The sequence below is a fragment of the Rhizobium sp. AN68 genome, from assembly GCF_030758035.1.
Lineage (GTDB): Bacteria > Pseudomonadota > Alphaproteobacteria > Rhizobiales > Rhizobiaceae > Agrobacterium > Agrobacterium tumefaciens.
On sequence record NZ_JARWMI010000002.1, the window covers coordinates 561,602 to 585,978 of the forward strand.

Below are 24,377 nucleotides of genomic sequence, written 5' to 3' on the forward strand. Positions count from 1 at the left end.
ACACCATGTCCGCATCCGCCCCCCAAACCGCCGCCAAAGCTCTGGTTGAACTGGAAGGCGTGCACCTGTCCTTCGGCGACAATCAAGTGCTCAAAGGCATTGATCTCACCGTCAACAAGGGCGACGCCGTCTCCATCATCGGCCCTTCCGGCTCGGGCAAATCCACGATCCTGCGCTGCATCAACGGCCTGCTCATTCCGCAATCTGGCAAGATCACCGTGGGGGGCACCCGCGTCGATCAGCTGAAAACGGAAGCTGAGCGCATAACGCTGCGCAAGCGCATCGGCATTGTCTTCCAGCAGTTCAACCTCTTCCCGCATCTGACTGTCATGGAAAATATCACAATCGCGCCGATTAAAATCCTCGGCACGCCGAAGGCGGAAGCCGAGCGTCATGCCCGCGAATTGCTGGAAAAAGTCCGCCTGTCGCAGAAGGTGGATGCCTATCCCGGTCAGCTGTCTGGCGGCCAGCAGCAGCGTGTGGCCATTGCCCGCGCGCTTGCCATGCGGCCTGAATTGGTGCTGTTCGACGAGGTTACCTCCGCACTTGATCCGGAAACCGTGGGCGAAGTGCTCGCCGTCATCCGCGATCTCGTCAATGACGGCATGACCAGCATTCTCGTGACCCACGAAATGCGCTTCGCCGAGGAAATCAGCGACAATATCGTCTTCACGGAAAACGGCCTGATCGTTGATCAGGGCACGCCGGAGCACATCTTCTACAAGTCGACCAATCCGCGTATCAACGCCTTCGTAAAGGGCCTCGGCGGACAGGTGGCACGGGTCGCCGACGGTGAAGGGATCTGACGCCATGACCGCCGACGAAAAACTCACCCTTCATCTGGCAGAAGCCATCGCCGCCTCTGATCCGCTCCGCGACGAAGAGGCTGTGACGATCGCCCGCACGGCGCTGATCGACTTTTTTGCCTGTATGCTGGGTGGCGCTTCCGACCGAAGCACGAAAATCCTCATCGACAGCTTTACGTCAGGCACATACGGCACGGCTGGCATTGTCGGCCATGATCTGCGCACGGATGCTTTCACGGCCGCACTCATCAATGGTCATGCGGGGCACGTGCTGGATTATGACGACGTCCATGGCAGCGTGCGCGGCCACCCCACCGTCGCCATCGTTCCAGCTCTATTGGCTGTTGCGGTCGAGGAAGGCTCTACGGCGGATGCATTTATCGCCGCCTATATTGTCGGGCTGGAAACCATGGCGAGGCTTGGCCTGTCGCTCGGCACCAAGCATTACGAAAATGGCTTCCACGCCACCGCGACCCTCGGCCCCATCGGTGCGGCGGCGGCCATTGCCCATCTTCTGAAATTCACCCCGCAGACGACCGCTATCGCAATCGGCCTTGCCGCCACGCAGTCGGCCGGACTTCGCCTGCAATTTGGTTATGATGCGAAGCCCCTGCATGCCGGGCTTGCGACACGCGCTGGCCTCACCGCCGCGCAGCTGGCAAGATCAGGTTTTCAGGGTGCGCAGGATTTTCTGGAAAACCCTATCGGCTTTTATTCCGCCTTCGCCTTTGGCGCGGAACAGCCGAAACGGCTCCTGTCCGGCTGGGGTACACCCTGGCAGATCGTCTCTCCCGGATTGACGCTCAAGGCATTTCCCTGCTGCACCGCCAGCCACCCTGTTGCCGTTGGTGCGCTTGCACTGCGCAGCGCCAATGATCTGGCACCAGATGAAATCGAAACTGTCGTCATCACCTTTCCCCCGGGAGGCGATGCCGCTCTTGTGGGTTCGGCCACACCCGCCACGGGCATCGATGCGCGTTTCAGCGCCGAATATGTCTTCGCCGCCGCACTGACGGATGGCGCACTCGGCATCAGCCATTTCGACGAACGCCCTGCACGCGCCGACCTGCTTGGACTTTCCGCAAAAGTCTCGCGCCGGCACGACGAGACCGCCCGCCGCCTCTCGCCGGATCCTACCACCCGTTTCGTGGTCATCGACGTGACGAAGAAGGATGGCACGGTGCTGTCGCGCCGTATTGACGGTCTTCCCGGCATTGATGACCCCACGGAAAAATTTGCCGACGCCACCGGCGGCAATGAAAAATTCGCCGGAATTCCGGCACTGGTGCGGACCATGAAAACCTCAGCCGACCTCAAGAAGCTAGAAGTGCTTCTGGCAACGCAAATATAACACGACTGAAATAAAGGCATGATCACCATGACCACGAATACCCGCAAAAGACAGATGCATCTTGGCCTGTTCCTGCAAGGAGCCGGCCACCACGTTTCCGGCTGGCGTCACCCGGATGCGGAAGCCGGCAGCGAGAATTTCGACCTGTTGACCCGTGTCACAAAAATGGCCGAAGATGCCAAGTTCGACATGGTCTTTCTGGCCGATGGTCTCACAAGCGGCGTCGACGCCCATCCCTCGATGATCGCCCGTTTCGAGCCGCTTACCCTGCTTGCGGCGCTTGCCATGGTGACAAACAAGATCGGACTGGCCGCCACCGCCTCCACCACCTATGGTGAGCCCTACCACACCGCACGCGCCTTCGCCTCCATCGACCATCTCAGCCACGGGCGTGCGGCGTGGAACATCGTTACCACCTCCTACGCCCGCACGGCGGCGAACTTCTCCAAGAGTCATCCCGAGCATGACGAGCGTTATGCCGTTGCGGAAGAATATGTGAACGTCGTGCGTGGCCTGTGGGACAGCTGGGACGACGACGCCTTCGTCAAGGACAAGGAAGGCGGCCGCTACGTCGATCCGCAGAAGGTCCATATTCTCGATCACGAAGGCAAATATTTCACGGTGAAGGGTCCGCTGAACATTCCGCGTTCACCGCAGGGTCACCCGGTTCTCATTCAGGCCGGCTCCTCCGGCCCGGGGCAGGATCTCGCCGCCCGCACTGCCGATATCGTCTTCACCGCCCAGCAGGCCATTTCCGAGGCGCAGGCCTTCTACACCAGCCTAAAGGCGCGAGTGGAGAAATTCGGCCGCGATCCCGCAACCGTTGCCGTGATGCCCGGTTTCATGCCCATCATCGGCAAGAGCTTCGAAGAGGCCGGCGAGAAGCTGAAGGAGCTGAACCGCTGGACCGACATCAAGAGCGCCATGCCGTTGCTTGAGGAACGCATCGGCCATAGCCTTACCGAGTATGATCTCGACGGCCCGCTGCCGGACCTGCCTATTTCCGACCAGTTGCGCAGCCGCGCCGAACTTTTGACCGAACTGGCGCGCCGCGAAAAGTTGACGATCCGGGAACTGGCGCTGCGCGTTGCAGCTGGTCGTGGCCACCATATCGTCATGGGCACGGCCAAGGACGTGGCGGATCGCATGCAGGAGTGGTTCGAGAACGGCGCGGCCGACGGCTTCAACGTCATGCCGCCCTTCTTCCCCGGCGGGTTGGAAGAATTCAACCGCGAAGTCGTGCCGCTCTTGCAGGAACGTGGCCTGTTCCGCAAGGAATACGAAGGCTCGACGTTGCGCGACCATCTCGGCATCAACAGGCCTGCCCTGCGGGCATAAAAAACGGATGCCCGGCGACGGGCATCCGTATGACAAGAGGCTCACGTGGAAGCAGGCTGTCGCCGATCCGTCAGGCTGCTTTCCTTCCCGACAGTTTCACACTGTGGCTCGTCCGCGACGAGTTGGATGAAATGGATGCCCCGTCGTCGCGCTGGGTCGCGCGGCGGTTCAGTTTGAACAGGCTGACCAGTTGCGCCAGCACATCCGCACCCTGGGCAAGGGTAGCGCTAATGGCGGTCGTGCGCGCGCTCATCGCCGCGTTTTCCTGCGTCATCCGGTCGAGCTGGTTGACTGCACGGTTGATTTCGCTGATGCCTAAGGCCTGTTCATCGGCGGCCTTGGCGATCATATCGACATTGCCGTCAATGTGCTTCACCAGCGCATCGATCTGCTTCAGCGCCTCACCCGTCTCGCCGACAAGCCGCACGCCTTCCATAACCTCGGTGCCGGAATTGTTGATGAGCGCCTTGATTTCCTTGGCGGCACTGGCGGAGCGTTGCGCAAGTTCGCGCACCTCCTGTGCCACGACCGCAAAACCCTTGCCGGCATCGCCCGCGCGCGCGGCTTCGACGCCCGCATTCAGGGCAAGAAGGTTGGTCTGGAAGGCGATTTCGTCGATAACGCCGATAATCTGGCTGATTTCCCGCGATGCCGTCTCGATGCGCTGCATGGCGTTGACGGTACGCCCAACCACTTCCGTGGAAGCCGCCGTTGACGTCCGCGCACTCTGAACGAGTTTTCGGGTTTCCTTGGTGTTTTCCGTCGATGCCCGTACGGTCGCGGTGATTTCTTCCAGCGCCGCCGAGGTTTCCTCCAGCGCCACGGCCTGCTCACGCGATCTTTCGGCGAGATGAACAGAGGCTTCGCTGACTTCCTGGCTGCTTCTGGTCAGGTCATCGGTCTGCCCAAGAACATTTTCCAGGGTTTTCTGGAATTCGGCGATGGACTTGTTGAAATCCCGTCTCAGCCCCTCGAACTCACCCACGAAAGGCTTATCGAGCGTGACGCGGATGTTGCACTGGGAAAGACGCTCAAGCGCAGCGCCCAGTTCTTCCACCGCATGGACGCGGTCCGTTACATCGAAGGCGAATTTCACCACCTTGACGACTTTTCCCCGCTCGTCGATGATAGGGTTGTAGGACGCCTGGATGAAGACGCGTTTTTCGTTCTTGCCGAGCCGCATGAACTGACCGGTCGAGAACTCTCCCTTACCAAGATCCTTCCAGAAATTGCGGTACTCTTCGGACTGCACGTAGCCACGCTCGCAAAACATCGAATGATGATTGCCGATGATCTCTTCCGCCGTGTAGCCGAGTGCTGTCAGGAAGTTCTCATTCGCGGAGAGAATTTTCCCCTCGGGAGTGAACTCGATCATCGCCTGCGCACGCGAAAGCGCTGCCAGCTTGCCGTTATCCTCGGTGCTTCGGCGCTTCGTCGCCGTGATATCGGAAGCGATCTTGACCACCTTGTAAGGTTTGCCGAAACGAAAAACCGGATTGTAGGAGGCTTCAATCCAGATGTCGTCGCCGGTTTTCGACCGCCGCCGATATTGGCCCTGATCGTATTCGCCGCGTGAGAGTTTCGCCCAGAAGGCCTTGTATTCGGGTGACGCTGCATCTTCGGGGGACAGGAACATGCTATGGGGGCGTCCGATGATTTCTGATTGCTGATAGCCGACCGCCTTGCAGAAATTGTCGTTCGCTTTCAGAATTTTGCCAGTCAGATCGAACTCGATGATGGCTTGCGAGCGGCTTAGGGCATCAAGTACCGCAGATGCGTCCGTACCGAGTTTGAAAAATTGAGACATGTCTTTGAACTCCCAACAATAACTTGTATGCGGACCTTTCCTCCTCGATGCCAAAGAGATGAAAATAAAGGATCGGTCTGCGTGTAAGCGAAACCTAGCCGGACACCGTTAAATAGCAATTAATGATGACCCATAACTATTGGTCCAATGACCGAAACTGTTGGCAAGAATACTTCAGACCGAGCTGCCTTTACCAACCCGTCCGCACCGGATGAGAACCGCTTATTTGCCACAGTGCTGATATTTCTGCCTCCGCAGAGCGATACGGGCTTTCATCGATACGGCATTCATTGTTATGGCGGGCTTGAAAGATTTGTGTTGCAGGAGCGCCGATGACCAAAACCCTGAAATGCGACGTGCTGGTGATCGGCACCGGCATTATCGGTTCCATGGCGGCGCTTTACCTGCAAAATGCCGGGCGTGAGGTCTTTCTTCTGGAGCGCGGTGAAGTTGCCCGGGGCGCAAGCTCCGGTAATGCCGGCATCCTCGCCTTTCCCGAAATCATCCCCATTCCCGCCCCCGGCATCATGAGAAAAGCACCGCGCTGGCTTTTCGATCCGCTCGGCCCGCTCAGCGTGCCGCCTGCCTATGCGCCGAAGATCGCGCCGTGGCTGTGGCGTTTCTGGCGCGCCAGCGCTGAGCGCAACTTTCGCCACGGCCTGAGAACGCTCAGCGAGATCAACCGGCTGTCTGCCACCGAAATGGCCCATGTCGCTGCCATGCCGGAGCTCTCGCACTTTGTCGCGAAAACCGGCACGCTCGATCTTTACGACAGCGAAGCCAGCCTCAACGCTGCCCGCAAGGACTGGGATGAAAAGGAACAGGAAGGCTTCTCTTCCAAGCGTGTCGCCCGCAACGAGATAGACGAGTTGCAGCCGGGTCTTGCCCCGCAATTCCGCCACGCCATGTTCTCGCCTGATGGCTTGCAGGTCTCCGATCCCTACGACTTCACCCGTGCCATTTTCGACCTGGTGATCGCCCGTGGCGGAAAGCTGCGCAAGGGCGAGGCAGAACGCATCGACGCCGTCGGCGAAAGTACGATCGTGACCCTGGAAAACGGCGACAAGATTGACGCCGACAAGGTGGTGATCGCCTGCGGCGCGTGGTCCAAGCCGCTTGCCGCAACACTTGGCAACATCGTGCCGCTGGAAACCGAACGCGGCTATAACACCACCCTGCCCGCCGGCGCCTTCAACCTCACGCGCCAGCTTTATTTCAACGACCACGGTTTTGTCGTTACACCGCTATCTTCCGGCATCCGCGTTGGCGGCGCAGTCGAGTTGGGCGGTCTGGAGTTGAAGCCGAATTTCAAGCGATCCGAGGCCATGCTCAAGAAAGCCGGGCGTTTCCTGCCCGGTCTCAAGGTTGAAGGCGGCCAGCAATGGATGGGGTTCCGCCCTTCGATGCCGGACTGTCTTCCCGTCATCGGCACGGCGCGCACCACACCTTCCGTCATCTATGCCTTTGGCCACGGCCATCTGGGGCTGACGCAATCGGCAGCCACCGCCCGCCTCGTGACGCAACTGGCAAACGGCGAGGAGACCGCAATATCGGTCGATCCGTTCCGTCCGGGGCGTTTTTCCTGACAATGCGGAAATCCGGTTTCAAGCCGGTTAGAGTTTCTACGGTTTAGCGGACGCCCGCGCGCTATTTCACCTGCTGTACGGAATCTTCCGGAAACTCCACCGTGGCGAAGGATGGATAGACCTTTCGCAGGATGGTCACCTGCTGCTGATCGCTCACACGCAGCAAGTACCATTGCGTACCGTCGATAAGCGCCAGGGTATGGGATTTCGCTTCGATCGTCTGGCCGCCGGTTTCCATCACCGTTTTCGTCGGAACGAGCGCATAGGGCGTTCCATCAGGCGTCTGCTGCACACTGATCGCCGCCGTGTCCATGGTGAATTCGGTGATCTTGACCGCTGCAAGCGCCATTTGCATCTGCGTGGTCAGAGCGCTACGCAACTGCCCGACGGAAACACCCGCGTCGTTTGCAATGAATTCAAAGATTTTCGGCGGCACCGTCCGGCCGACAAAATCAAAATCCTGCGCATTCAAGGCGGCGCTGAACCGCTCTATCTGTGTTTGCAGCTTGTCTTGCTCAGACGGCAAAAGATCGCGCGACAAAGCGGGATGAGACATAACCGCCAGCAATAACAGCCAGGCAAACAGGCGTTTCATTGCTTCGCCTTTCCAGGTTTGGGCTTGCCGGTTGCAAGGCATCGCAACGTCCGCGCCGCGACACGCTTGTGAACAGCGTTGCTCAGCGCAGCAGAATGAAACCCGCAGCCGAAAGCACGAGGAAAACGATAAGGCCGCCAAGGAAACCCACGGACGTAAAGAAACCCGCGACCATGGCCAGCATCAGCACGCAGACCAGCATCGTGCCGTACTTCGTCATGGCAAGAAAAGCGTTGTAGGTCTTTTCATGCTCGGCGTAGTTCATCTCGGCGCCAACTTCAACCGGACCTGTGTGGTGTTCGCTCATTCCGCTTCCCCTTCTGCTCCATCCGCCATACCCGCCGCACAAGACAATTTGCCCTGCGGACGATAACGGGCCCATGCCGGATTCTCCGGAGCCAGAGGTAACATGAAGTCGGCGAAAAGTGCAATGCGTTCCACACCAAAGAACATCGATGACAAGCGGGGCAAACGGTATGCCGTGCAAAGCGTGCCGTCGTGCAACATTCTTTTGTAAACGGTTGAAAACGGCGGCCATACGGCCGGTTTAATAGTGGTTTTGGTTGCTTTTCGGACAGCCTGCCCATACACGGGATTCTGTGGGGAGGAACGCCGGAATTTGGCTGTGCGGATACGCGTGGAGGCGTGCCCGTCACGATGGCCGACCGGCTTGCTTGCCACCATAACCCGCAAAGGGCCCGGCAAGGGAAGAGGGGAAAGTCATGAAACCGCTTTTGAAATTAAGTGCGCTGATCGACCTTGTCAGCGAAGCTCTGGGCAAGGTCGCCGGTTATCTGGTGCTTGTCTGCTGCCTCGTCAGCGCCGGAAACGCCATGGTGCGTTATACCTTCAACTATAGTTCAAACGGCTGGCTCGAAATCCAGTGGTACATGTTTGCCTTCATCGTGCTGGTGGGTGCCTCCTATACGCTGCGCATGAATGAACATGTGCGGGTGGACATCATCTACGGGGCTATCTCGTCTCGCACGCGCCTGTGGGTGGACATCATCGGCATCGTACTTTTTCTCATGCCCGCCTGCTTTTATCTGGCCTGGCTTTCCTGGCCGATGTTCATGCTTTCCTGGCATCAGAACGAAATGTCCTCCAATGCCGGCGGGCTCATCCGCTGGCCGGTGAAACTCATCATCTTCGCCGGTTTCGCCCTTCTGGTTCTTCAGGGATTTTCCGAACTCATCAAGCGCATCGGCGCCCTCAACGGGCTTTATGCGCTCGATACGAAGTACGAAAAACCCCTGCAATGATCGCCGCGATCTGAACCTTCAGGATATTTCCCATGTTCGAATATGGAATTCTTCCGCCACTGATGTTCCTCGGCATGATCATCTTCATGCTCTACGGATTTCCGGTTGCTTTCTCTCTTGCCACCGTCGGTCTGGTTTTCGGCGTCATCGGCATCTTCACCGAGCATTTTTCGCCGGCCTTCCTTCAGGCCTTGCCGCTGCGCATCTTCGGCATCGTCTCGAACGACCTGCTGCTCGCCATTCCGTTCTTCACCTTCATGGGCGCGATCCTGGAGCGATGCGGGCTTGCCGAAGATTTGCTTGAAGGCACGGGCAAGCTGTTCGGCGCCATTCCGGGCGGCCTCGCCTATGCCGTCATCATCGTCGGCGCAATCCTTGGCGCGATCACCGGCACGGTTGCCGCCTCCGTCATCACCATGGGCGTCATCTCGCTGCCGATCATGCTGAAATACGGTTACAATCCGCGCCTCGCCACCGGCGTCATCGCCGCGTCGGGAACCATCACGCAGGTCATTCCGCCTTCGCTCGTGCTGATCGTTCTTGCCGACCAGCTCGGGAAATCCGTCGGCGACATGTATCTCGGCGCAATCGGCCCGTCGATCCTGCAAGTCGCCATCTTCATGCTCTTCATCCTGTTCATGTCGATCGTGCGGCCGAAGGATTTGCCTGCTTTGCCGCCAGAAGCGCGGGGCGAACTCAACCGTGCACTGGTATTTCGCGTGCTGGCGGGCATGGTGCCCTCCATCGTGCTGATCTTCCTCGTGCTCGGCACCATCTTCCTCGGCCTTGCAACACCAACGGAAGCCGGCGCGCTCGGCGTCGTCGGCGCCATGGCGCTGGCCGCAGCCCACCGCCGCCTCACCTGGGATCTCGTCAAGCAGGGCATGCATTCCACCATGCACATCACGTCCATGGTGGTGTTCATTCTGGTAGGCGCCACCTGCTTTTCGCTCGTCTTTCAGGGCATGGACGGTTCGCTGTGGATCGAACACATGTTGTCGGGCATTCCGGGCGGCCCGATCGGCTTCCTGATCTTCGTCAACATCTTCATCTTCTTCCTCGCCTTCTTCCTCGATTTCTTCGAGATCGCCTTCATCGTTATCCCGATGCTCGCACCCATCGCGCAGGCGCTCGGCATCGACCTGATCTGGTTCGGCGTGCTGATCTGCATCAACATGCAGACCAGCTTCATGCACCCGCCCTTCGGTTTCGCGCTGTTCTACCTGCGCTCAATCGCGCCGCGCACGGTCAAGACCTCGGATATCTACATGGGTGCCATTCCCTGGCTCGGCATGCAGCTCATCCTCGTCGCCATCGTGATCTTCTGGCCGGAATCCGTCACCTACTGGTTGGACAAAGCACCCCAGGTGGACCTCAACTCCATCAAGATCGAAGTGCCTGCCTTCGGCAATCAGGGCGGCAACACCATGCCCAATTTCGGCCTGCCAGGAGGCCAGCCGGGTGGGTTGCCAGGTATGCCCAACCTCGGTGAACCACCGAAGATCGGGCCTTAACCGGCGTCTTTTACGGATTTTTCGGAGAACTGATCATTGCTGAGTGGAAGACAGGGTTGCACCCCTGCCTTCCATTTACTCTGTGTGAAAATTGAACCTGACAGTCATCGACCAGCCTGTCCGGTTTTTCCGAGGTCGGCGTAGCCAATCCTTGCCGGGACTACGCCTGGTTATTGAGGCTGCTGCTCTTGCTTCCGACAGCCCTGATCGTCAATCGCCCTTTCCTATCGGGCGGATGCAGGCGCGACGGCACAACAAAAACCCCGGGGACCGAAGTCCCCGAGGCTTTTGTCCGGTCCGCCGCACCGAATAATCAGAGCTTGCCGTTACGCTGCTGGATCATCATGAAAGTATCGAAAGTATATTCTGCAAGCTGCATCCACAGGTAACCCTCGCGCTTGAAGGCGACCTGATCCTCGTAGATCTTCTTGAAGTCCGGGTTGGTTGCTGAAATATTGGCATAGACTTCCAACGCTGCCTTATAGCAGGCCTCGAGGATTTCCTGGCTGAAGGGCCGCAGCACGGCACCTTCCGAAACCAGCTGCTTGATGGCGATCGGGTTTTTCGCGTCGTATTTCGCCATCATGCTGGTATTGGCGAAAGCGCAGGCATCCTGCAGCACCGTCTGGTAGTTCTTCGGCAGGCTGTTCCACTTGTCCAGATTGACGAAGGAATGGATGACCGGGCCGCCTTCCCAGAAGGCCGGGTAATAATAATATTTCGCCACCTTCTGGAAACCGAGCTTGTGGTCGTCATACGGACCAACCCATTCGGCGGCATCAATGGTGCCTTTTTCCAGCGCCGGATAGATATCGCCGCCGGCGATCTGCTGCGGGACCACGCCGAGCTTTTCCACCACCTTGCCGGCAAGACCGGCAATGCGCATCTTCACGCCCTTGAAATCGTCGACGGTGTTGATTTCCTTGCGGAACCAACCGCCCATCTGGGCGCCGGTATTGCCTGATATCATGCCGTAGAGATTATGCTTGGCGTAAAACTCGTTGAGCAGCTTGTTGCCGTTGCCTTCGTAGAACCAGGAATTGGTCAGGCGGGCATTAAGACCGAACGGTATCGCCGTGCCGATAGCGAAGGTCGGATCCTTGCCGACGTAATAATAGGAGCAGGTATGGCACATTTCCACCGTACCCGATGATACGGCATCGGCTGCTTGCAGGCCGGGCACGATTTCGCCAGCCGCAAAGGGCTGGATGGTGAAATTGCCGTCGGTAGCGGCCGCCACATGTTTGGCAATATCCTCGGCGCCGCCATAGATTGTATCGAGAGACTTCGGAAACGACGACGTCAGTCGCCAAGTGATCTTGGTATTCTGTTGTGCAATTGCGGGCGCAGCCAAGGCTGTCGCAGCAGCCCCCGCCAGCGCACCTTTTTTCATAAAGGAACGGCGATCCATCTATATCCTCCCAGATATCAACGCTGCCCGCAGCTTGAATTCCCCTCGTGCTGTTCAGGCATCGCAGCAAAGTAAGCACGGTTACCGCCCAGCTGACAAGCACCCGCGTCAAGAATTAATTGCCGGAAAACCAGCCATATCAGGATTTTTTCGGCGGCCTCTTCGCTATTTTATTTGCAACTGAAATATCGCGACGCCGCCTTATACTTTAGCCGCATATATTGCGTTCCGATGACGAAACACATGCTTGACTTGGCCCGCTGGCAGTCGCACAAATTTTCGAAGATCTGCCCCCCGGAGCCACCATGCCAAAACCGATAATCGCCGTCCCCGCCGACATCCGGCATTTCACCGGAGCCGACTGGCACGCCGCGCAGAACCAGTATCTTTCCGCGGCGCTGAGGGTGGCTGACGTCATGTCCTTCATCGTTCCGGCCTTCGAGGACGGCAATGAGGTCGATGCCATCCTCGACCGGGTCGATGGCCTGCTCGTCTCCGGCTCGGCCACAAATGTCCACCCTTCTCTTTACGGAAAAGAGGCACAGGAGAGTGACGGCCCGTTCGATCCAGCCCGCGACGCCACCAGCCTGCCGCTGATCCGCCGGGCGTTGGAACGCGGCATTCCGATGCTTGCCATCTGTCGCGGCATTCAGGAGCTGAACGTCGCGCTGGGCGGCACGCTTGCTTCCGAAATTCAGGAACAGCCCGGAATTTGGGACCACCGCAAGCCGGAACATGAGGACCGCGACGTGGCCTTCGCCATCCGCCAGCCGGTGCATGTGCGCGAAGGCTCCTGCATTGCACAGCATCTTGGCATGTCGGGAGAAATCCAGATCAATTCGCTGCATCGGCAGGCAATTGCCGAGACCGCGCCACGCCTGCAGGTGGAGGCGACAGCGGCAGACGGCACGATCGAGGCCGTTTCCGTCATCGATGCCAAGGGCTTTGCCGTTGGTGTGCAATGGCACCCGGAATATTGGGCCGAGACAGACGCACCCTCGCGCGCTTTGTTTGAAGCTTTCGGCAGGGCAGTTCACGAGTACCGGAACAGCAAGACCTGAAACCGACCCCTCCCCTCCAAGGTCCTTGTCGATAGGACAAAAAAAGGGGCAAGCCTGAAGGCCTGCCCCAGGTCCGGGAGGAGGAGTGCTTAGCGTTTTGCGCGTTTCTTCTGGCGGTAGACGTCAGCGACGACCGCAGCCACGATGATCAGTCCCTTGACGATCTCCTGGTAATAGGCATCGACCCTGAGGAACGTGAAACCGGATGTCATGACACCGAGAATGATGGTGCCGATCACTGTGCCGGTAATACGGCCAGCACCGCCGGCGAGCGAAGTGCCGCCGATAACGGCCGCGGCGATGGCGTCGAGTTCATACATCACACCCATGCCGGCCTGCGCCGTCTGTGCACGGGCAGCGGTGACGACACCAGCAAGACCGGCCAGCATGCCGGCAATGGCGTAGACCTTGATCAGATGCGCCTCGATATTGATACCGGAAACGCGGGCGGCCTGCTGGTTGGCGCCGATGGCATAGGTGAACTTGCCGTAACGGGTGTAACGTAGCGCAACGTGGAAAATAACCGCGACGACGAGGAAAACCACGACCGGCCAGACACCTGTACCGATGAAGGTGAAACCGTCGGTCAGACCGGAAATCGGCTGGCCCTTGGTGTACCATTTGGAAAGGCCGCGCGCCGTCACCATCATGCCCAGGGTTGCGATGAAGGGCGGGATTTTCGTGCGTGCTATAAGCTGCCCGTTGATGAAACCGGCCAAGGCGCCAGCCAGAATGCCGACAGCCAGCGGCATGAAGAAAGGCAGATCGGTCAGACCCGGATAAAGCGCCCGCGGCCATGTGGAGGACTGCCCCACGCTGGCGGACAACATCGCCGTCAGGCCGACCACCGAACCGGAGGACAGATCGATGCCGCCGGTGATGATGACCTGCGTGACGCCGACGGCGATGATGCCGATGACGGACACCTGCAGGATCATGATCGTCAGGCGCTGCTGGTTCATCAGAAAGCTCTGGCCGATGAAAATCCAGCCAAGAATTTCGTAAACCAGCGCGATGCCAATCAGCACGAAAAATATATTTGCTTCGGGCGGTATGCGCCTATGCGGCTTGCGCCCAGATTTTGCATCCAACTCTGCGTTGGCGGCGGCGTTCGTATTCATAGTCATTCCTCCTCGAGAAATCCCGGCGCGCCTCACCGCGATGCGAGATCCATCACCTTCACCTGTGTGGCTTCACTTCTGTCAAGAAAGCCCGTCACGCGACCTTCATGCATGACCATGATACGGTCGCTCATGCCCAGAACCTCCGGCATTTCGGAGGAAATCATGATGACGGCGACGCCATTGCGCGCCATCTCGCCGACCAGCTTGTGGATTTCGGCTTTTGCCCCGACATCGATCCCGCGCGTCGGCTCATCCAGAATGAGGATACGTGGCTGTGTCAGCATCCAGCGCCCGATCAGCACCTTCTGCTGATTGCCGCCCGACAGGTTTTCGATGCGCTCGTAAAGATTGGGCGTCTTGACCCGGAGCTTGCGGCACATGTCGTCGCAGGCTTCCGAAAGCGTCTTTTCCTGCACGAAGCCGTTGGCGACATATTTGTCCTGTAGAACCGCGATCTGCATATTCTCAAGAATATTGAGAATCAGCAGGCAGCCGGTATCCTTGCGGTCTTCCGTCAGGAACGCCATGCGGTGACGGATCGCCTCTGTCGGACTTGCGATCGACACAGGCTTGCCGTTGATTTCCACAGTGCCCGAAGACGCCGGCGTAACGCCGAACACCGTTTCCGCCACGTTCGAGCGGCCAGAACCGACAAGGCCGGCGACACCTAGAATTTCCCCGGCGCGAACATCAAATGACACGTCATGGAAGACGCCGTTCAGCGTCAGGTTCTTGACCGACAGCACCACATCGCCGATCGGAACCTCTTCCTTCGGGAACATCTGGGTAATTTCGCGCCCCACCATCATGCGGATGATGTCGTCTCGCGTCACATCGGTGGACGCGTGGGTGCCGATATATTTGCCGTCGCGAAAGACGGAAAACTCATCGGCGATCTCGAAAAGCTCATTCATCTTGTGAGTGATGTAGACGATGCCGATACCGCGGTCCCTGAGGTCGCGGATGATGCGGAACAGATGTTCCACCTCGCGCTCAGTCAACGCTGACGTCGGTTCGTCCATGATGAGAACGTCGGAGTCGTAGGAAACCGCCTTGGCGATTTCGACCATCTGCCGGCTTGCGACCGATAGTTCGCCGACACGCATTTCCGGATCGAGATCGATACCGAGCCTTTCGAGCAATGTCTGGGTGCGGCGATACATTTCGCCATGGTCGATAAAGCCCAGTCGGTTTTTCGGCTCGCGGCGAATCCATATATTTTCCGCTACCGTCATATAGGCCATCAGGTTGAGTTCCTGATGGATCATCGCAATGCCGTTTTCGAGCGCATCAAGCGGTGAATCAAGGCGTATCGCAGCGCCCTTCAGGCGAATTTCTCCGACGTCCGGCTGGTAGATACCTGCCAGAATCTTCATCAGCGTCGATTTACCGGCGCCATTCTCACCCATCAGCGCATGCACGGTGCCGCGCTTGAGGTGGAACGAAACGTCATCCAGCGCGACAACGCCGGGAAATTCCTTGCGTATGCCGTCCGCTGCGAGAAGATATTCTGCATTGGGCACGGCGCCGCTGGCGCGCACGGCGGCCATTGTCGATGGGCTGACGACCATCTTATCCTCCACGATAGACAAAAATGACCGGGGAAGAGGTTTCGCCAAAAGGCGCCCATCCTCCGGGGAGGCCTACAGCACCGTGCCGATCAAGACACACATAAGCGCTGTAACACTTTGAATTCACTGAAATACTATTCTAGCCTGGTTCAACTCGGCGTCTGAGACGCCGACTGCCGTCCAGAACCGGCATTTGCTTCCGATATTGCTTGAAACGGTCGCAAATGCCGGTAAAGGGTCGTCAGTTCTTGGCTACGTAGTCCTTGACGTTTTCCGGGGTAACGAGCTGGAAGGGAATGTAGACCTTCTTATCCACCTTGTCGCCCTTGACGAGCTTCAGTGCGGCATCGAGAGCACCCTTGCCCTGGCCAGCCGCATCCTGGAAGACCGTCACGTCGAGATCGCCTGCCTGCATGGCGGCAAGAGCGTCTTGCGTGGCATCCACACCGGCAACGACATATTCCTTCATGTCCTTGCCCGCGGCCTTCAGAGCCTGGATAGCGCCGATCGCCATTTCATCGTTATTGGCAATGACGGCATTGAACTCGATACCGCCGGACAGCCAGTTGGTGACGAGGTCGGAACCCTGCGTGCGCTGCCAATTGGCCGTCTGCTCTTCAACCACGGAAATGCCCTTGCATTCATCGGTTTTCAGAACATCGTGAACGGCCTGCGTGCGCATGCGCGCGCCCTGATTGGACAACTCGCCCATCATGATCACGGCCTTGCCCTTGCCACCGAGAAGGCGGCAGACTTCCTTGGTTTCAAGCGTGCCGGCCACAGTTTCTTCCGATGCCACGAAGGCCTGGCCGTCTGGCAGGGAATCCACGTTTACCGGCTGGCGGTTGACGTAAACCAGCGGAATCTTGGCTTCAGCAGCAAGTTTCGACATGGCCGCCGTCGCATCCGTATCAACCGGATTGACGATGATCGCATCGACCTTGGAGGCGATGAAATTCTGGATCTGGCTCTGCTGCTTGGCAACGTCGTTCTGCGCGTCCTCAACTTGCAGGGTGACGCCCTTCAGCTCCTTGGAATAATCCTGCATGCCGTTGCGCAGCACGGTCAGGAAGTTGTCGTCGAACAGGGCCATCGAAACACCGACGGTCTCGGCATGTGCCGCCGTGCCCAAAAGCACAGACATAGCCGCACTGATAATAAGCTTTTTCATTGTTTTCTCCTCCTCGGTGTCCAGCGCCACCTCTCCCAGCCGGAAACGGACCCGAGAGCCCGCCGCTAACTCCTCACATCCAGAAAACGGAATAATGAAACCGAATTTCTGTTGTTCGATATATTTATTCCATTTTTGGTTCGAACGTCAATGCTTTCTTCGTGGCCGTGAAGCGAGACGGCACACAAGGCGGTGATGACCAGGAGTTTTCAGAGAAAACGGGGATAGCCCCCTTCGCCCTGGCGTGGGCGGAGGGGGCTCATGCGCCTGCTGAGCACTTTCGCGGAAGTCGCTGGGCTGCCTGCGATAAAACATCACGGACAAATGGAAGAGTGGGACGGGCGCGAAAGACGCGCCACGTCTTAATCGTGAAAACCGGGCATCACATCCGCCGGAATGGGGCAGACATAAGCACTGCCCTCGGTTTTCTCCAGCCATTCTTTTTTGACACTTTCAAGCAGCTCGGGCGAGGTCATCAGCGAAAGACCTGTCGATGCGAGCGTCTTGGCGGCGTGTGCCATGGCTTTGTGGGCGGCCGGGCTTTTGCCCTGCGCCACCACCTGCCATGTATGCGGATTGCTCCCGATTGCCCATGCGGGCGTCCAGCATTGCGCTGTCGGCGTTACCCAGCTGACATCACCGACATCGGTCGAGCCGGCACGAAAATGCGACTGCCCCTCGAAATCGCGCAGGCCGAGATGCAGCGGCGTCGACCCGTCGATCTTCCCGTTGGAAAAGACGTCGCCCTTGATCTGGTAGAGCCGGATGCTGCTTTTGATCGCCTCTTCCGTGAACGTGTCCTGAATGACCTTGGCGAAGGCCTGATCGGCCTCGTCGAAGGCTATGGGTCCAAGCGCCACCATGTTTTCATGCATCGCCGTTTCGAGCGTGATGTTGGGCAGGAGATTGGTGGAGGCGGTATCGAAGACGATCTCCACCTCTGTTTCGGTCATCATGGCCGCACCACGCGCGACCTTGTCCACACGGGCTGCGAGATCGAGCGCCTGGCGCATTTCAGGTGCGCGGATCAGATAGAGCACTTCGGCCTTTGCCTGCACAACATTTGCCGCTTTGCCGCCGGCATCGGTGATCGCATAATGCACCCGGCAATCCTGCGGCATGTGTTCGCGCAGGAAATTGACGCCAACATTCATCAATTCGACAGCATCTAGCGCCGAGCGACCAAGATGGGCGGCGTTGGAGGCATGGGAAGCAACGCCCTTGAAACGATAAAAATATTCCAGCACCGCGAGATTGTTGGTGGAGCGTACGCCGTTAAAGGGCGCGGGATGCCACGTCAAAGCCGCATCGACATCGTCAAACAGACCGGCGCGCACCATGAAAGTCTTGCCGGAACCGCCCTCTTCGCCGGGGCAGCCATAATAACGCACCGTGCCGGGCAGGTTGTTGGCTTTCAGATGCCGGGCAAGTGCGATGGCGGCCATCAGCGAGCCGACGCCGAGCAGATTGTGGCCGCAGCCATGGCCGGTGGCGTCGGGTTCAAGCGGTTTTGCCTCAGCCACGCCGGCCATCTGGCTCATGCCAGCAAGCGCGTCAAATTCGCCTAGGAAGGCAATAACCGGCTTGCCGTGGCCGAATTCACCGATGAAGGCCGTGTCCATGCCAGCTACACCGCGTCGGACCACAAAGCCGTTCTCCTCAAGCGCGTTTGCCAGAACCCCGGCAGATTGCCTCTCCTCGAATTTGAGTTCGGCAAAATCCCAGATGCTGTCGCTCAAAGTGGTGAAATGTGGCTTCATTGACTCGATTTCGGCGGCAATCGACATCACGGCTTCACGGTTCATGGCTTGTCCTCGCATTCCTGCCCTTTAAGGGCGCACGCAAACGCTTCGGCGGGGGGCCGCCAAATCATTACGGTCATGATGGCAAATGCCCGCGCCGGGCTTTGCTTCCGGCGCGGGCAATATTGGATCAGTTGTCGACCGAGACTTCCCAGAGGCGGGCGTTCGACTGCCAGACCGGCTGACCCTTGAGCTTCTTGGTCGCGCCCCAGACATCGACCATGTCGTAAAGGAAGATGCCCGGCATTTCCTTCAGCATCAGTTCGTGGAACTCGTCGAAAATTTTCTGGCGCTTCGCCTGGTCGGCCTCAACATAGGCAGCCTTCATCAGCTCGATCGCCTTCGGATCATCCCACATCAGGGAGGCGTTCTTGTCCTTGTTACCGACGTAGAATGCATACATCAGGGCCGGATCGAGACGCGGCGCGACAGACTGCGAGATCACCTGATAATTGCCGGAACGGCGACGATCCACCTGCGTGGCATAGTCCAGCACCTCGATCTGTACGTTCAGACCCGCCTGTTGCATCATGGCCTGCGCCATGACGGCTGCCGGAAAACTCGGCACATTGCCGCGCTTGTTGGCGATGATAGAGATCGGCTCGCCCTTGTAACCGGCTGCCTCCAGTTCCTTCTTTGCTGCCTCGATGTCATAGGCCGGACGCTTCTTCTGGGTTTCATCGAAATAGACCGAGTCCTGCGAAACCATCGAGCCGTTGGCTTCGCCCGTACCGTTCGATGCGGCGGCGACCAGTTCATCGAGATCAAGCGCCATCGCCATAGCGCGGCGCACGCCGGGATTGCTCAGCACCTTGTCGCGGGTCTGAATATAGAAAAGGTTCTTGCCGTTGTTGCGGGCAACAATGAGCTGCATCTTCTCATTCGTCTTGAACTCCGGAATGAGATCGGGAGAAATCTCGGCGGTGTCGAGCACGCCGGATTCGAGGCCCGCCTTCACGGTCGAGGCGTCCGGAATAACCATGAACTTGATGCCGTCGGCCAGCGGCCGCTTGGAGCCGACCATGCCATCCGGCTTGCCGTCGTTCACAGGCGAAACATAATCCGCGAATTTGGCGAGGCGGATATATTCACCCTTCTTCCATTCGTTCCACTGGAACGGACCGGTGCCGATGGGCTTGACGAAGCTGCCGTCAGCGGCAACAGATTCCGGCGAGATCATGCCGGTATAACCGCATTCGGGCCGCGACATCAGGCCGAGGAAAACGGCTGACGGCTTTTCAAGCGTAATCTGAACCGTGGAGGCGTCCGTGGCCTTGACGCCGGTGACATGCGCGGCACCGCCTTCCACGAAATCACTCAGGCAGGCCCATTTGGTTTCGGGCTTCAGATAGCGCGTCCAGTTCCAGACGACATCTTCTGCGGTGAGCGGCTTGCCGTTATGGAATTTTACATTGGCGCGCAGCTTGAACGTATAGGTGAGGCCATCTGGCGAAACCTCGAAGCTCTCGGCAAGCAGCGGCTTTACTTCGCCGCCATTGTTGTAACCGACGAGGCCTTCGACGATGTGCAGGATCACCCCGTCCGTATTGCCGTCACGATTGACGCCGGGATTGCTGCTGCGCAGATCGGAGCTCTGCGCGATGGTGATGTCGCGAGCCGCCGCGATATTGGCTGTTACGAGCAGGGCCACGCCTGCGAGAAGAAGTTTGTTCACTGTTCTACCCTCTTTGTTGTCGTTGAATATCATTGTTGAAAGCCGTCCCAGCAGGCCTGCGCCAGCCGGCCGATCGTTTCGAGCGCGATGGTGTATCCCGGCGTGCCGTCAGGCATCACCTGCGGCACTTCATCGGTATAGGCGGTGATGATGAAAGACGGCGCGCCGTTTCTGTAGACGATGCCGGCGTCCATACGCCCGCGCTTGCCGCGTCCGCTCTTGCTCGCCACCACAGCCTCGAACGGCAGGCGGGAGCGGATTCCGTAGCGCAATATCTGGTTTTTCAGCGTCTGCATTGCCCAGCCGCACAATTGCGGACTGCAGCCGAGCTTTGCCTGCGCCTCTGGCGAGGACTGGGCATCAAGAATGGTCTGAAGCAGCAGCACCTGGTCCGCCGCCGAGGTGGTGGTGACGGTCTTCAGCGGATGATCGGCCGCCAGCGCCAACGGCGGAATGAGGAAACGGTGGTGGGTATTGGCCATGCCGAGCGTCTTGCAATAGCTGTCCACTTCCTCAAGCGTCAGCCGCTCCAGCACCATCTTGGTGCAGACATTGTCGCTCAGCACCATCATGCCGGCGAGCGCATCGCGCAGGGAAATGACGATGCCCGGCGTCAGATAGCGGAACATGCCGCTGGCCACCTCTTCCGCCAGCCTCTTCTCGTAGGTGACCGGCTGGTCGAGATCGAGCCGCCCTTCGCTGGCCGCCTTGAGCACGGCCATCATGATCGACGTCTTGCGGGTGCTGCCCGATGGGGTCTCCTCGTTTTCTCCCCTTCCGATCTCTTCGCCGGTCAGGAGATTGCGCACCATGAAGCGCGTCACAAAAGGCTGTGCATCACAGATAGCATTCAGTTGGGCAGCCACAGTCATTGTCATTTTCCTGTTAAACTTCTTCTTCCAGACGCCATTTGAGTGTCACACCGCCCTTTTCATTCTGGTCGAGGGCGGGAATGGCCGAGAGGAGCCGGCGTGTGTAGGTCTCTCTCGGGCTGTCGAAAATCGTGTCGCGGTCGCCCTCTTCGATGATACGGCCGTCCTGCATGACGACGACACGGTCGGCCACCTGTTCGACCACGCCGAGATCGTGGCTGATGAACAGGCAGGAAAAGCCGTAACGTTTCTGCAGATCGGAAAAGAGATCGAGCACCTGCGCCCGCACCGTCACGTCAAGGGCGGAAACCGGTTCGTCGGCGATCAGGAACCGCGGACGGCGGGCAATGGCACGGGCAATCGCCACGCGCTGGCGTTGGCCGCCGGAAAGCTCGTGCGGATAACGGCTGGCATAGTCTGCGCCGAGCCCCACCTCTTCCAGCGTTTCCAGCGCCCGCTTGCGCTTGGCAGCCTGATCCAGGCCTGGGACGAGACGCAACGCCTCCTCCACCAGCGCCTGAATGGTCATTCGCGGATCGAGCGAGGAATAGGGATCCTGAAACACCATCTGGCAATTCAGGCGATAGTCGTTCCAGTCTTCTTTGCGTTCCCGCCCCTGAAACTGGATCTGCCCTTCGCTTTCCTTTACGAGACCGGCAATGGTGCGGCCAAGCGTGGTCTTGCCGGAGCCGGAGCCACCGACCAGTGCCACGACCTCACCTTCGTGAATATCGATGCTGACCCCATGCAGCGCCCGCTTCGGCTTGGCTTTCTTCAGCAGTGACTTGCGTCCGGCATAATCGACAACAATGTCTCGGGCTGAAATCATCGGCGCCTTGCTGGTGTCGACGACACGCGGCTCGCCCCGGAAGGGCAAAGAGGAAAGCAGCTTTTTCGTATAGGGATGCTGCGGCGCATCGAGCAGGTCTTCGGTTCGCCCCTGTTCGACAATCGCGCCCTTCTCCATGACCACGATACGGCTCGTATAGCGGGCCACCATCGGCAGGTCATGGCTGATGAGAAGGACGGCTGTTCCCTCCGCCCGTGTCAGTTCGACCATCAGCTCCATGACGTCGCGCTGGATGACGGCATCGAGCGCCGTCGTCGGCTCGTCGGCGATCAGCAGCGCCGGTTTCAGGAGCATGACCGAGGCCAGCATGATGCGCTGGCGCATGCCGCCGGAAAACTCATGCGGATAGGCAGCAAGCGCCCCTTCGGGATCGCGGATACCGACCCGTCTCAGCATCTCGAGAATTTTCTCGCGGCGCTCTTCCGGCGATAACTTGGTGTGAAGGATCAGGCCTTCTTCCAACTGCCGGCCAATCGTCATCGACGGATTGAGAGAGGTCATCGGCTCCTGGAAAACGACGCCGATTTCCGCGCCGCGCAGGCGACGAAGTTCCCTTGCCGGCAGGGACATCACGTCCCTTCCCTTGTAGATGACCGATCCACCGGTGACGGCGATTGCCGGGGGCAGAAGCGAGATGAGTGCGCGGGTGGCCAGCGTCTTTCCCGATCCGCTTTCACCGACGATGCCGAAGATTTCGCCAGGCGCAATATCGAAGGAAACATCCTTGACTACCCGGTGGCCGCTTCCCGCGACCTCCAGCGAAAGGCCGCGCACGGTAAGAAGAGTATTGTCCGTCATTTGAGACCTCTCATGCGCGGGTCAAGCCTGTCGCGAAGGGCATCGCCCAGAAGATTGATGCCGAGCAGTGTCAGCGCGATGCAGAGACCGGGGAAAAGCCCGAGCCAGACGGCCTGCTGGATGAAGGGCCGGCCAGCGGCCAGCATGTTGCCCCAGGTGGGGGCCGGCGGTGGCACGCCAAGGCCGAGGAAGGACAGTGCGCTTTCCGAGAGGATTGCCCAGCCGAACATGGATGTGGCAAGCACCGTGATCGGCGCGATGCAATTGGGCAGGATGTGGCGGAACATGGTGTAGATCTCGCCATTGCCCATCACCAGCGATGCCTCGATGAACTCGCGCTCACGCAGCGACAATACCGCGCCACGCACCACGCGGGCCATGGATGGCGTGTAGGCGATGCCGAGCGCAAAGATGATGCCGTACTGGTTGGCACCAAAGACCGCGAGAAGGCCAAGCGCCAGGAGAATGCCGGGAAAAGCGAGAAGCGCATTGTTGATGGCCATGATGACGCCATCAATCCAGCCGCGCGCATAACCGCTGACAAGACCGATCAGAGTGCCGCAGATCGTCGCGAAGCTGACCGTCAGGAAGCCGATCCAGACGCTGGCACGCGCGCCGACCATCAGGCGGCTGAGAACATCGCGCCCGAATTCGTCGGTGCCGAGAAGATGGCTGGGACCGGGCGCGGCCAGCCGCGAGGCAAAACCGAGCTTCATCGGATCATAGGGCGTCCAGAACAGGCCGGTAATGGCGGTGATGAGCAGGAGGCCGATGAGAACGCCGCCGATAAGCCCGTTGAGTGTGAACTTTTTCATTCGGCAACCACACGCGGATCGAAGAGAGGATAAAGAAGGTCGACGAAGAGATTGACCAGCACGTAGGACAGGGAAACGAACAGCAGGCAGCCCTGTATGACGGGGTAGTCACGCGCAAAGATACTGTCGACCATCAGCCGCCCGAGCCCTGGAATGGTAAAGACCGTCTCAATGACGGCGATGCCGCCGAGAAGATTGCCGAGGATGAGGCCGATCATCGTCCATGTCGGACCAAAGGCATTCTTGAAGGCGTGCCGCCAGAGGACGGCGCTCTCCGAAAGTCCCTTGGCGCGGGCATGGGTAATGTAATCCAGCCGCAGCACTTCAAGCGTGGAGGCGCGGGCCATGCGGATCAGAACACCCATTTCGTGGATCACCAGCGTCATGACAGGCAGGACGAGATAGAGCATGCCGCCAACGAGATTGTCGCTGATCGACACGTATCCCAGCACCGGCAGCCAGCCGAGCTTGAGGCCGAAGAACAGCAGAAGCAGAAGCCCGAGCCAGAATGTCGGTATGGACAAAAGCAGGGTTGCCGTTCCAACCAGTGCAAGATCGGTCAGGCTGTTCTGTTTCCAGGCGGCGATCACACCCGCCGGAACCGCAATCAGGCTGGCGAGAAGAACGGCGACGACGACGATCTCAGCACTGACGAGGAACCGCGACACGACCAGCGGCAATACTGCCTCGTCGTTGACGATGGACCGGCCGAAATCGCCCTGCACCACATTGCCCGCCCAAATGACGAACTGTTGCGGCATGGACTTGTCGAGACCAAGCTCTGTTCTCATCGCCTCGATCTGTTCCGGTTGCGCCATGTCGCCCAGCATCAGGGCGGCCGGATCACCCGGAATGAAGCGGATGAGCGCAAAGACCGTGATCGACACAAAGGCGATCGTCGGCAGCGCCATCAAAAGACGGCTCAGTATGAATCTTATCATCGGTTCCCCACGATTGATGGCCGGGAA

The 24,377-nt window shown here is 58.9% G+C and carries 20 protein-coding genes; 7 read left to right on the top strand and 13 right to left on the bottom strand.

Annotated elements, in window-relative coordinates:
* Nucleotides 1-5: 5 nt before the first annotated feature.
* The 3 genes from RBH71_RS05990 to RBH71_RS06000 are packed head-to-tail and all read left to right on the top strand — an operon-like array spanning nt 6 to nt 3,495.
* Complete coding sequence (locus RBH71_RS05990; protein ID WP_013761605.1) at nt 6-806, top strand: amino acid ABC transporter ATP-binding protein; 801 nt, start codon at nt 6-8, stop codon at nt 804-806.
* Nucleotides 807-810: 4 nt separating this feature from the next.
* On the top strand, nt 811-2,157 hold the full coding sequence (locus RBH71_RS05995) for an MmgE/PrpD family protein (protein WP_111802602.1): 1,347 nt from the start codon (nt 811-813) through the stop codon (nt 2,155-2,157).
* Between the two features lie 18 nt (nt 2,158-2,175).
* Nucleotides 2,176-3,495 (top strand): LLM class flavin-dependent oxidoreductase, encoded by a 1,320-nt coding sequence (locus tag RBH71_RS06000; RefSeq protein ID WP_035199474.1) that lies wholly within the window; start codon nt 2,176-2,178, stop codon nt 3,493-3,495.
* Nucleotides 3,496-3,565: 70 nt separating this feature from the next.
* Here RBH71_RS06000 and RBH71_RS06005 read toward each other — a convergent pair whose 3' ends face one another.
* Complete coding sequence (locus tag RBH71_RS06005; RefSeq protein ID WP_019564699.1) at nt 3,566-5,302, bottom strand: methyl-accepting chemotaxis protein; 1,737 nt, start codon at nt 5,300-5,302, stop codon at nt 3,566-3,568.
* A 332-nt stretch (nt 5,303-5,634) separates the two neighbouring features.
* Here RBH71_RS06005 and RBH71_RS06010 point away from each other — a divergent pair, with 332 nt between their 5' ends.
* Nucleotides 5,635-6,888: an NAD(P)/FAD-dependent oxidoreductase gene (locus RBH71_RS06010; protein WP_035199476.1), complete on the top strand. Its 1,254-nt coding sequence runs from the start codon at nt 5,635-5,637 to the stop codon at nt 6,886-6,888.
* Nucleotides 6,889-6,949: 61 nt separating this feature from the next.
* On the opposite strand, the gene RBH71_RS06015 is transcribed toward RBH71_RS06010, so the two are convergent.
* Both RBH71_RS06015 and RBH71_RS06020 read right to left on the bottom strand, forming a co-directional pair.
* A complete protein-coding gene (locus RBH71_RS06015) occupies nt 6,950-7,483 on the bottom strand; it encodes a hypothetical protein (RefSeq protein ID WP_035199477.1) in 534 nt (177 codons plus the stop codon).
* 82 nt (nt 7,484-7,565) lie between these two features.
* Complete coding sequence (locus RBH71_RS06020) at nt 7,566-7,790, bottom strand: aa3-type cytochrome c oxidase subunit IV (protein WP_003510978.1); 225 nt, start codon at nt 7,788-7,790, stop codon at nt 7,566-7,568.
* A gap of 415 nt (nt 7,791-8,205) precedes the next feature.
* Between RBH71_RS06020 and RBH71_RS06025 the strand changes: the two genes are divergently transcribed.
* Both RBH71_RS06025 and RBH71_RS06030 read left to right on the top strand, forming a co-directional pair.
* Nucleotides 8,206-8,745, top strand: a complete 540-nt coding sequence (locus RBH71_RS06025; protein WP_003510982.1) for a TRAP transporter small permease subunit — start codon at nt 8,206-8,208, stop codon at nt 8,743-8,745.
* Nucleotides 8,746-8,777: 32 nt separating this feature from the next.
* Nucleotides 8,778-10,259, top strand: coding sequence for a TRAP transporter large permease (locus RBH71_RS06030; RefSeq protein WP_003510985.1), 1,482 nt, complete (start codon nt 8,778-8,780; stop codon nt 10,257-10,259).
* A 313-nt stretch (nt 10,260-10,572) separates the two neighbouring features.
* Here RBH71_RS06030 and RBH71_RS06035 read toward each other — a convergent pair whose 3' ends face one another.
* Complete coding sequence (locus tag RBH71_RS06035) at nt 10,573-11,670, bottom strand: TRAP transporter substrate-binding protein (protein WP_003510986.1); 1,098 nt, start codon at nt 11,668-11,670, stop codon at nt 10,573-10,575.
* 305 nt (nt 11,671-11,975) lie between these two features.
* Here RBH71_RS06035 and RBH71_RS06040 point away from each other — a divergent pair, with 305 nt between their 5' ends.
* Entirely contained in the window at nt 11,976-12,731 is a 756-nt protein-coding gene (locus RBH71_RS06040) for a gamma-glutamyl-gamma-aminobutyrate hydrolase family protein (protein ID WP_035199479.1), read from the top strand.
* An 89-nt stretch (nt 12,732-12,820) separates the two neighbouring features.
* On the opposite strand, the gene RBH71_RS06045 is transcribed toward RBH71_RS06040, so the two are convergent.
* From RBH71_RS06045 to RBH71_RS06085, 9 genes are all read right to left on the bottom strand, one after another.
* The gene (locus RBH71_RS06045; protein ID WP_003510990.1) at nt 12,821-13,852 is read right to left on the bottom strand and encodes an ABC transporter permease; all 1,032 of its coding nucleotides are present in this window, start codon (nt 13,850-13,852) and stop codon (nt 12,821-12,823) included.
* A 32-nt stretch (nt 13,853-13,884) separates the two neighbouring features.
* On the bottom strand, nt 13,885-15,426 hold the full coding sequence (locus tag RBH71_RS06050; protein WP_003510992.1) for a sugar ABC transporter ATP-binding protein: 1,542 nt from the start codon (nt 15,424-15,426) through the stop codon (nt 13,885-13,887).
* Between the two features lie 241 nt (nt 15,427-15,667).
* Nucleotides 15,668-16,597 (bottom strand): sugar ABC transporter substrate-binding protein, encoded by a 930-nt coding sequence (locus RBH71_RS06055; RefSeq protein ID WP_003510994.1) that lies wholly within the window; start codon nt 16,595-16,597, stop codon nt 15,668-15,670.
* A gap of 362 nt (nt 16,598-16,959) precedes the next feature.
* Nucleotides 16,960-18,402, bottom strand: coding sequence for a M20 family metallopeptidase (locus tag RBH71_RS06060; RefSeq protein WP_111802605.1), 1,443 nt, complete (start codon nt 18,400-18,402; stop codon nt 16,960-16,962).
* Between the two features lie 127 nt (nt 18,403-18,529).
* Complete coding sequence (locus RBH71_RS06065) at nt 18,530-20,074, bottom strand: ABC transporter substrate-binding protein (RefSeq protein WP_323687204.1); 1,545 nt, start codon at nt 20,072-20,074, stop codon at nt 18,530-18,532.
* A 29-nt stretch (nt 20,075-20,103) separates the two neighbouring features.
* Nucleotides 20,104-20,946 carry a serine hydrolase gene (locus RBH71_RS06070; protein WP_026330689.1) on the bottom strand — a complete coding sequence of 281 codons (843 nt, stop codon included), beginning with the start codon at nt 20,944-20,946 and terminating at the stop codon, nt 20,104-20,106.
* A gap of 13 nt (nt 20,947-20,959) precedes the next feature.
* The gene (locus tag RBH71_RS06075; protein ID WP_111802608.1) at nt 20,960-22,594 is read right to left on the bottom strand and encodes an ABC transporter ATP-binding protein; all 1,635 of its coding nucleotides are present in this window, start codon (nt 22,592-22,594) and stop codon (nt 20,960-20,962) included.
* Nucleotides 22,591-23,409 (bottom strand): ABC transporter permease, encoded by an 819-nt coding sequence (locus tag RBH71_RS06080; protein ID WP_013761618.1) that lies wholly within the window; start codon nt 23,407-23,409, stop codon nt 22,591-22,593. Before RBH71_RS06080 ends, RBH71_RS06075 begins: the two co-directional genes overlap by 4 nt.
* Nucleotides 23,406-24,350 (bottom strand): ABC transporter permease, encoded by a 945-nt coding sequence (locus RBH71_RS06085; protein ID WP_003511005.1) that lies wholly within the window; start codon nt 24,348-24,350, stop codon nt 23,406-23,408. Before RBH71_RS06085 ends, RBH71_RS06080 begins: the two co-directional genes overlap by 4 nt.
* Between the last annotated feature and the right edge of the window lie 27 nt (nt 24,351-24,377).

What these genes read in the sequence shown, in the direction of transcription:
- RBH71_RS06030 (WP_003510985.1), top strand. Translation starts at nt 8,778, where the DNA reads ATGTTCGAATATGGAATTCTTCCGCCACTGATGTTCCTCGGCATGATC.
- RBH71_RS06060 (WP_111802605.1), bottom strand. Translation starts at nt 18,402, where the DNA reads ATGAACCGTGAAGCCGTGATGTCGATTGCCGCCGAAATCGAGTCAATG.
- RBH71_RS06050 (WP_003510992.1), bottom strand. Translation starts at nt 15,426, where the DNA reads ATGGTCGTCAGCCCATCGACAATGGCCGCCGTGCGCGCCAGCGGCGCC.
- RBH71_RS06010 (WP_035199476.1), top strand. Translation starts at nt 5,635, where the DNA reads ATGACCAAAACCCTGAAATGCGACGTGCTGGTGATCGGCACCGGCATT.
- RBH71_RS06000 (WP_035199474.1), top strand. Translation starts at nt 2,176, where the DNA reads ATGATCACCATGACCACGAATACCCGCAAAAGACAGATGCATCTTGGC.
- RBH71_RS06055 (WP_003510994.1), bottom strand. Translation starts at nt 16,597, where the DNA reads ATGAAAAAGCTTATTATCAGTGCGGCTATGTCTGTGCTTTTGGGCACG.
- RBH71_RS06075 (WP_111802608.1), bottom strand. Translation starts at nt 22,594, where the DNA reads ATGACGGACAATACTCTTCTTACCGTGCGCGGCCTTTCGCTGGAGGTC.
- RBH71_RS06035 (WP_003510986.1), bottom strand. Translation starts at nt 11,670, where the DNA reads ATGGATCGCCGTTCCTTTATGAAAAAAGGTGCGCTGGCGGGGGCTGCT.
- RBH71_RS06025 (WP_003510982.1), top strand. Translation starts at nt 8,206, where the DNA reads ATGAAACCGCTTTTGAAATTAAGTGCGCTGATCGACCTTGTCAGCGAA.
- RBH71_RS06005 (WP_019564699.1), bottom strand. Translation starts at nt 5,302, where the DNA reads ATGTCTCAATTTTTCAAACTCGGTACGGACGCATCTGCGGTACTTGAT.
- RBH71_RS06070 (WP_026330689.1), bottom strand. Translation starts at nt 20,946, where the DNA reads ATGACTGTGGCTGCCCAACTGAATGCTATCTGTGATGCACAGCCTTTT.
- RBH71_RS05990 (WP_013761605.1), top strand. Translation starts at nt 6, where the DNA reads ATGTCCGCATCCGCCCCCCAAACCGCCGCCAAAGCTCTGGTTGAACTG.
- RBH71_RS05995 (WP_111802602.1), top strand. Translation starts at nt 811, where the DNA reads ATGACCGCCGACGAAAAACTCACCCTTCATCTGGCAGAAGCCATCGCC.
- RBH71_RS06085 (WP_003511005.1), bottom strand. Translation starts at nt 24,350, where the DNA reads ATGATAAGATTCATACTGAGCCGTCTTTTGATGGCGCTGCCGACGATC.
- RBH71_RS06020 (WP_003510978.1), bottom strand. Translation starts at nt 7,790, where the DNA reads ATGAGCGAACACCACACAGGTCCGGTTGAAGTTGGCGCCGAGATGAAC.
- RBH71_RS06040 (WP_035199479.1), top strand. Translation starts at nt 11,976, where the DNA reads ATGCCAAAACCGATAATCGCCGTCCCCGCCGACATCCGGCATTTCACC.
- RBH71_RS06080 (WP_013761618.1), bottom strand. Translation starts at nt 23,409, where the DNA reads ATGAAAAAGTTCACACTCAACGGGCTTATCGGCGGCGTTCTCATCGGC.
- RBH71_RS06045 (WP_003510990.1), bottom strand. Translation starts at nt 13,852, where the DNA reads ATGAATACGAACGCCGCCGCCAACGCAGAGTTGGATGCAAAATCTGGG.
- RBH71_RS06015 (WP_035199477.1), bottom strand. Translation starts at nt 7,483, where the DNA reads ATGAAACGCCTGTTTGCCTGGCTGTTATTGCTGGCGGTTATGTCTCAT.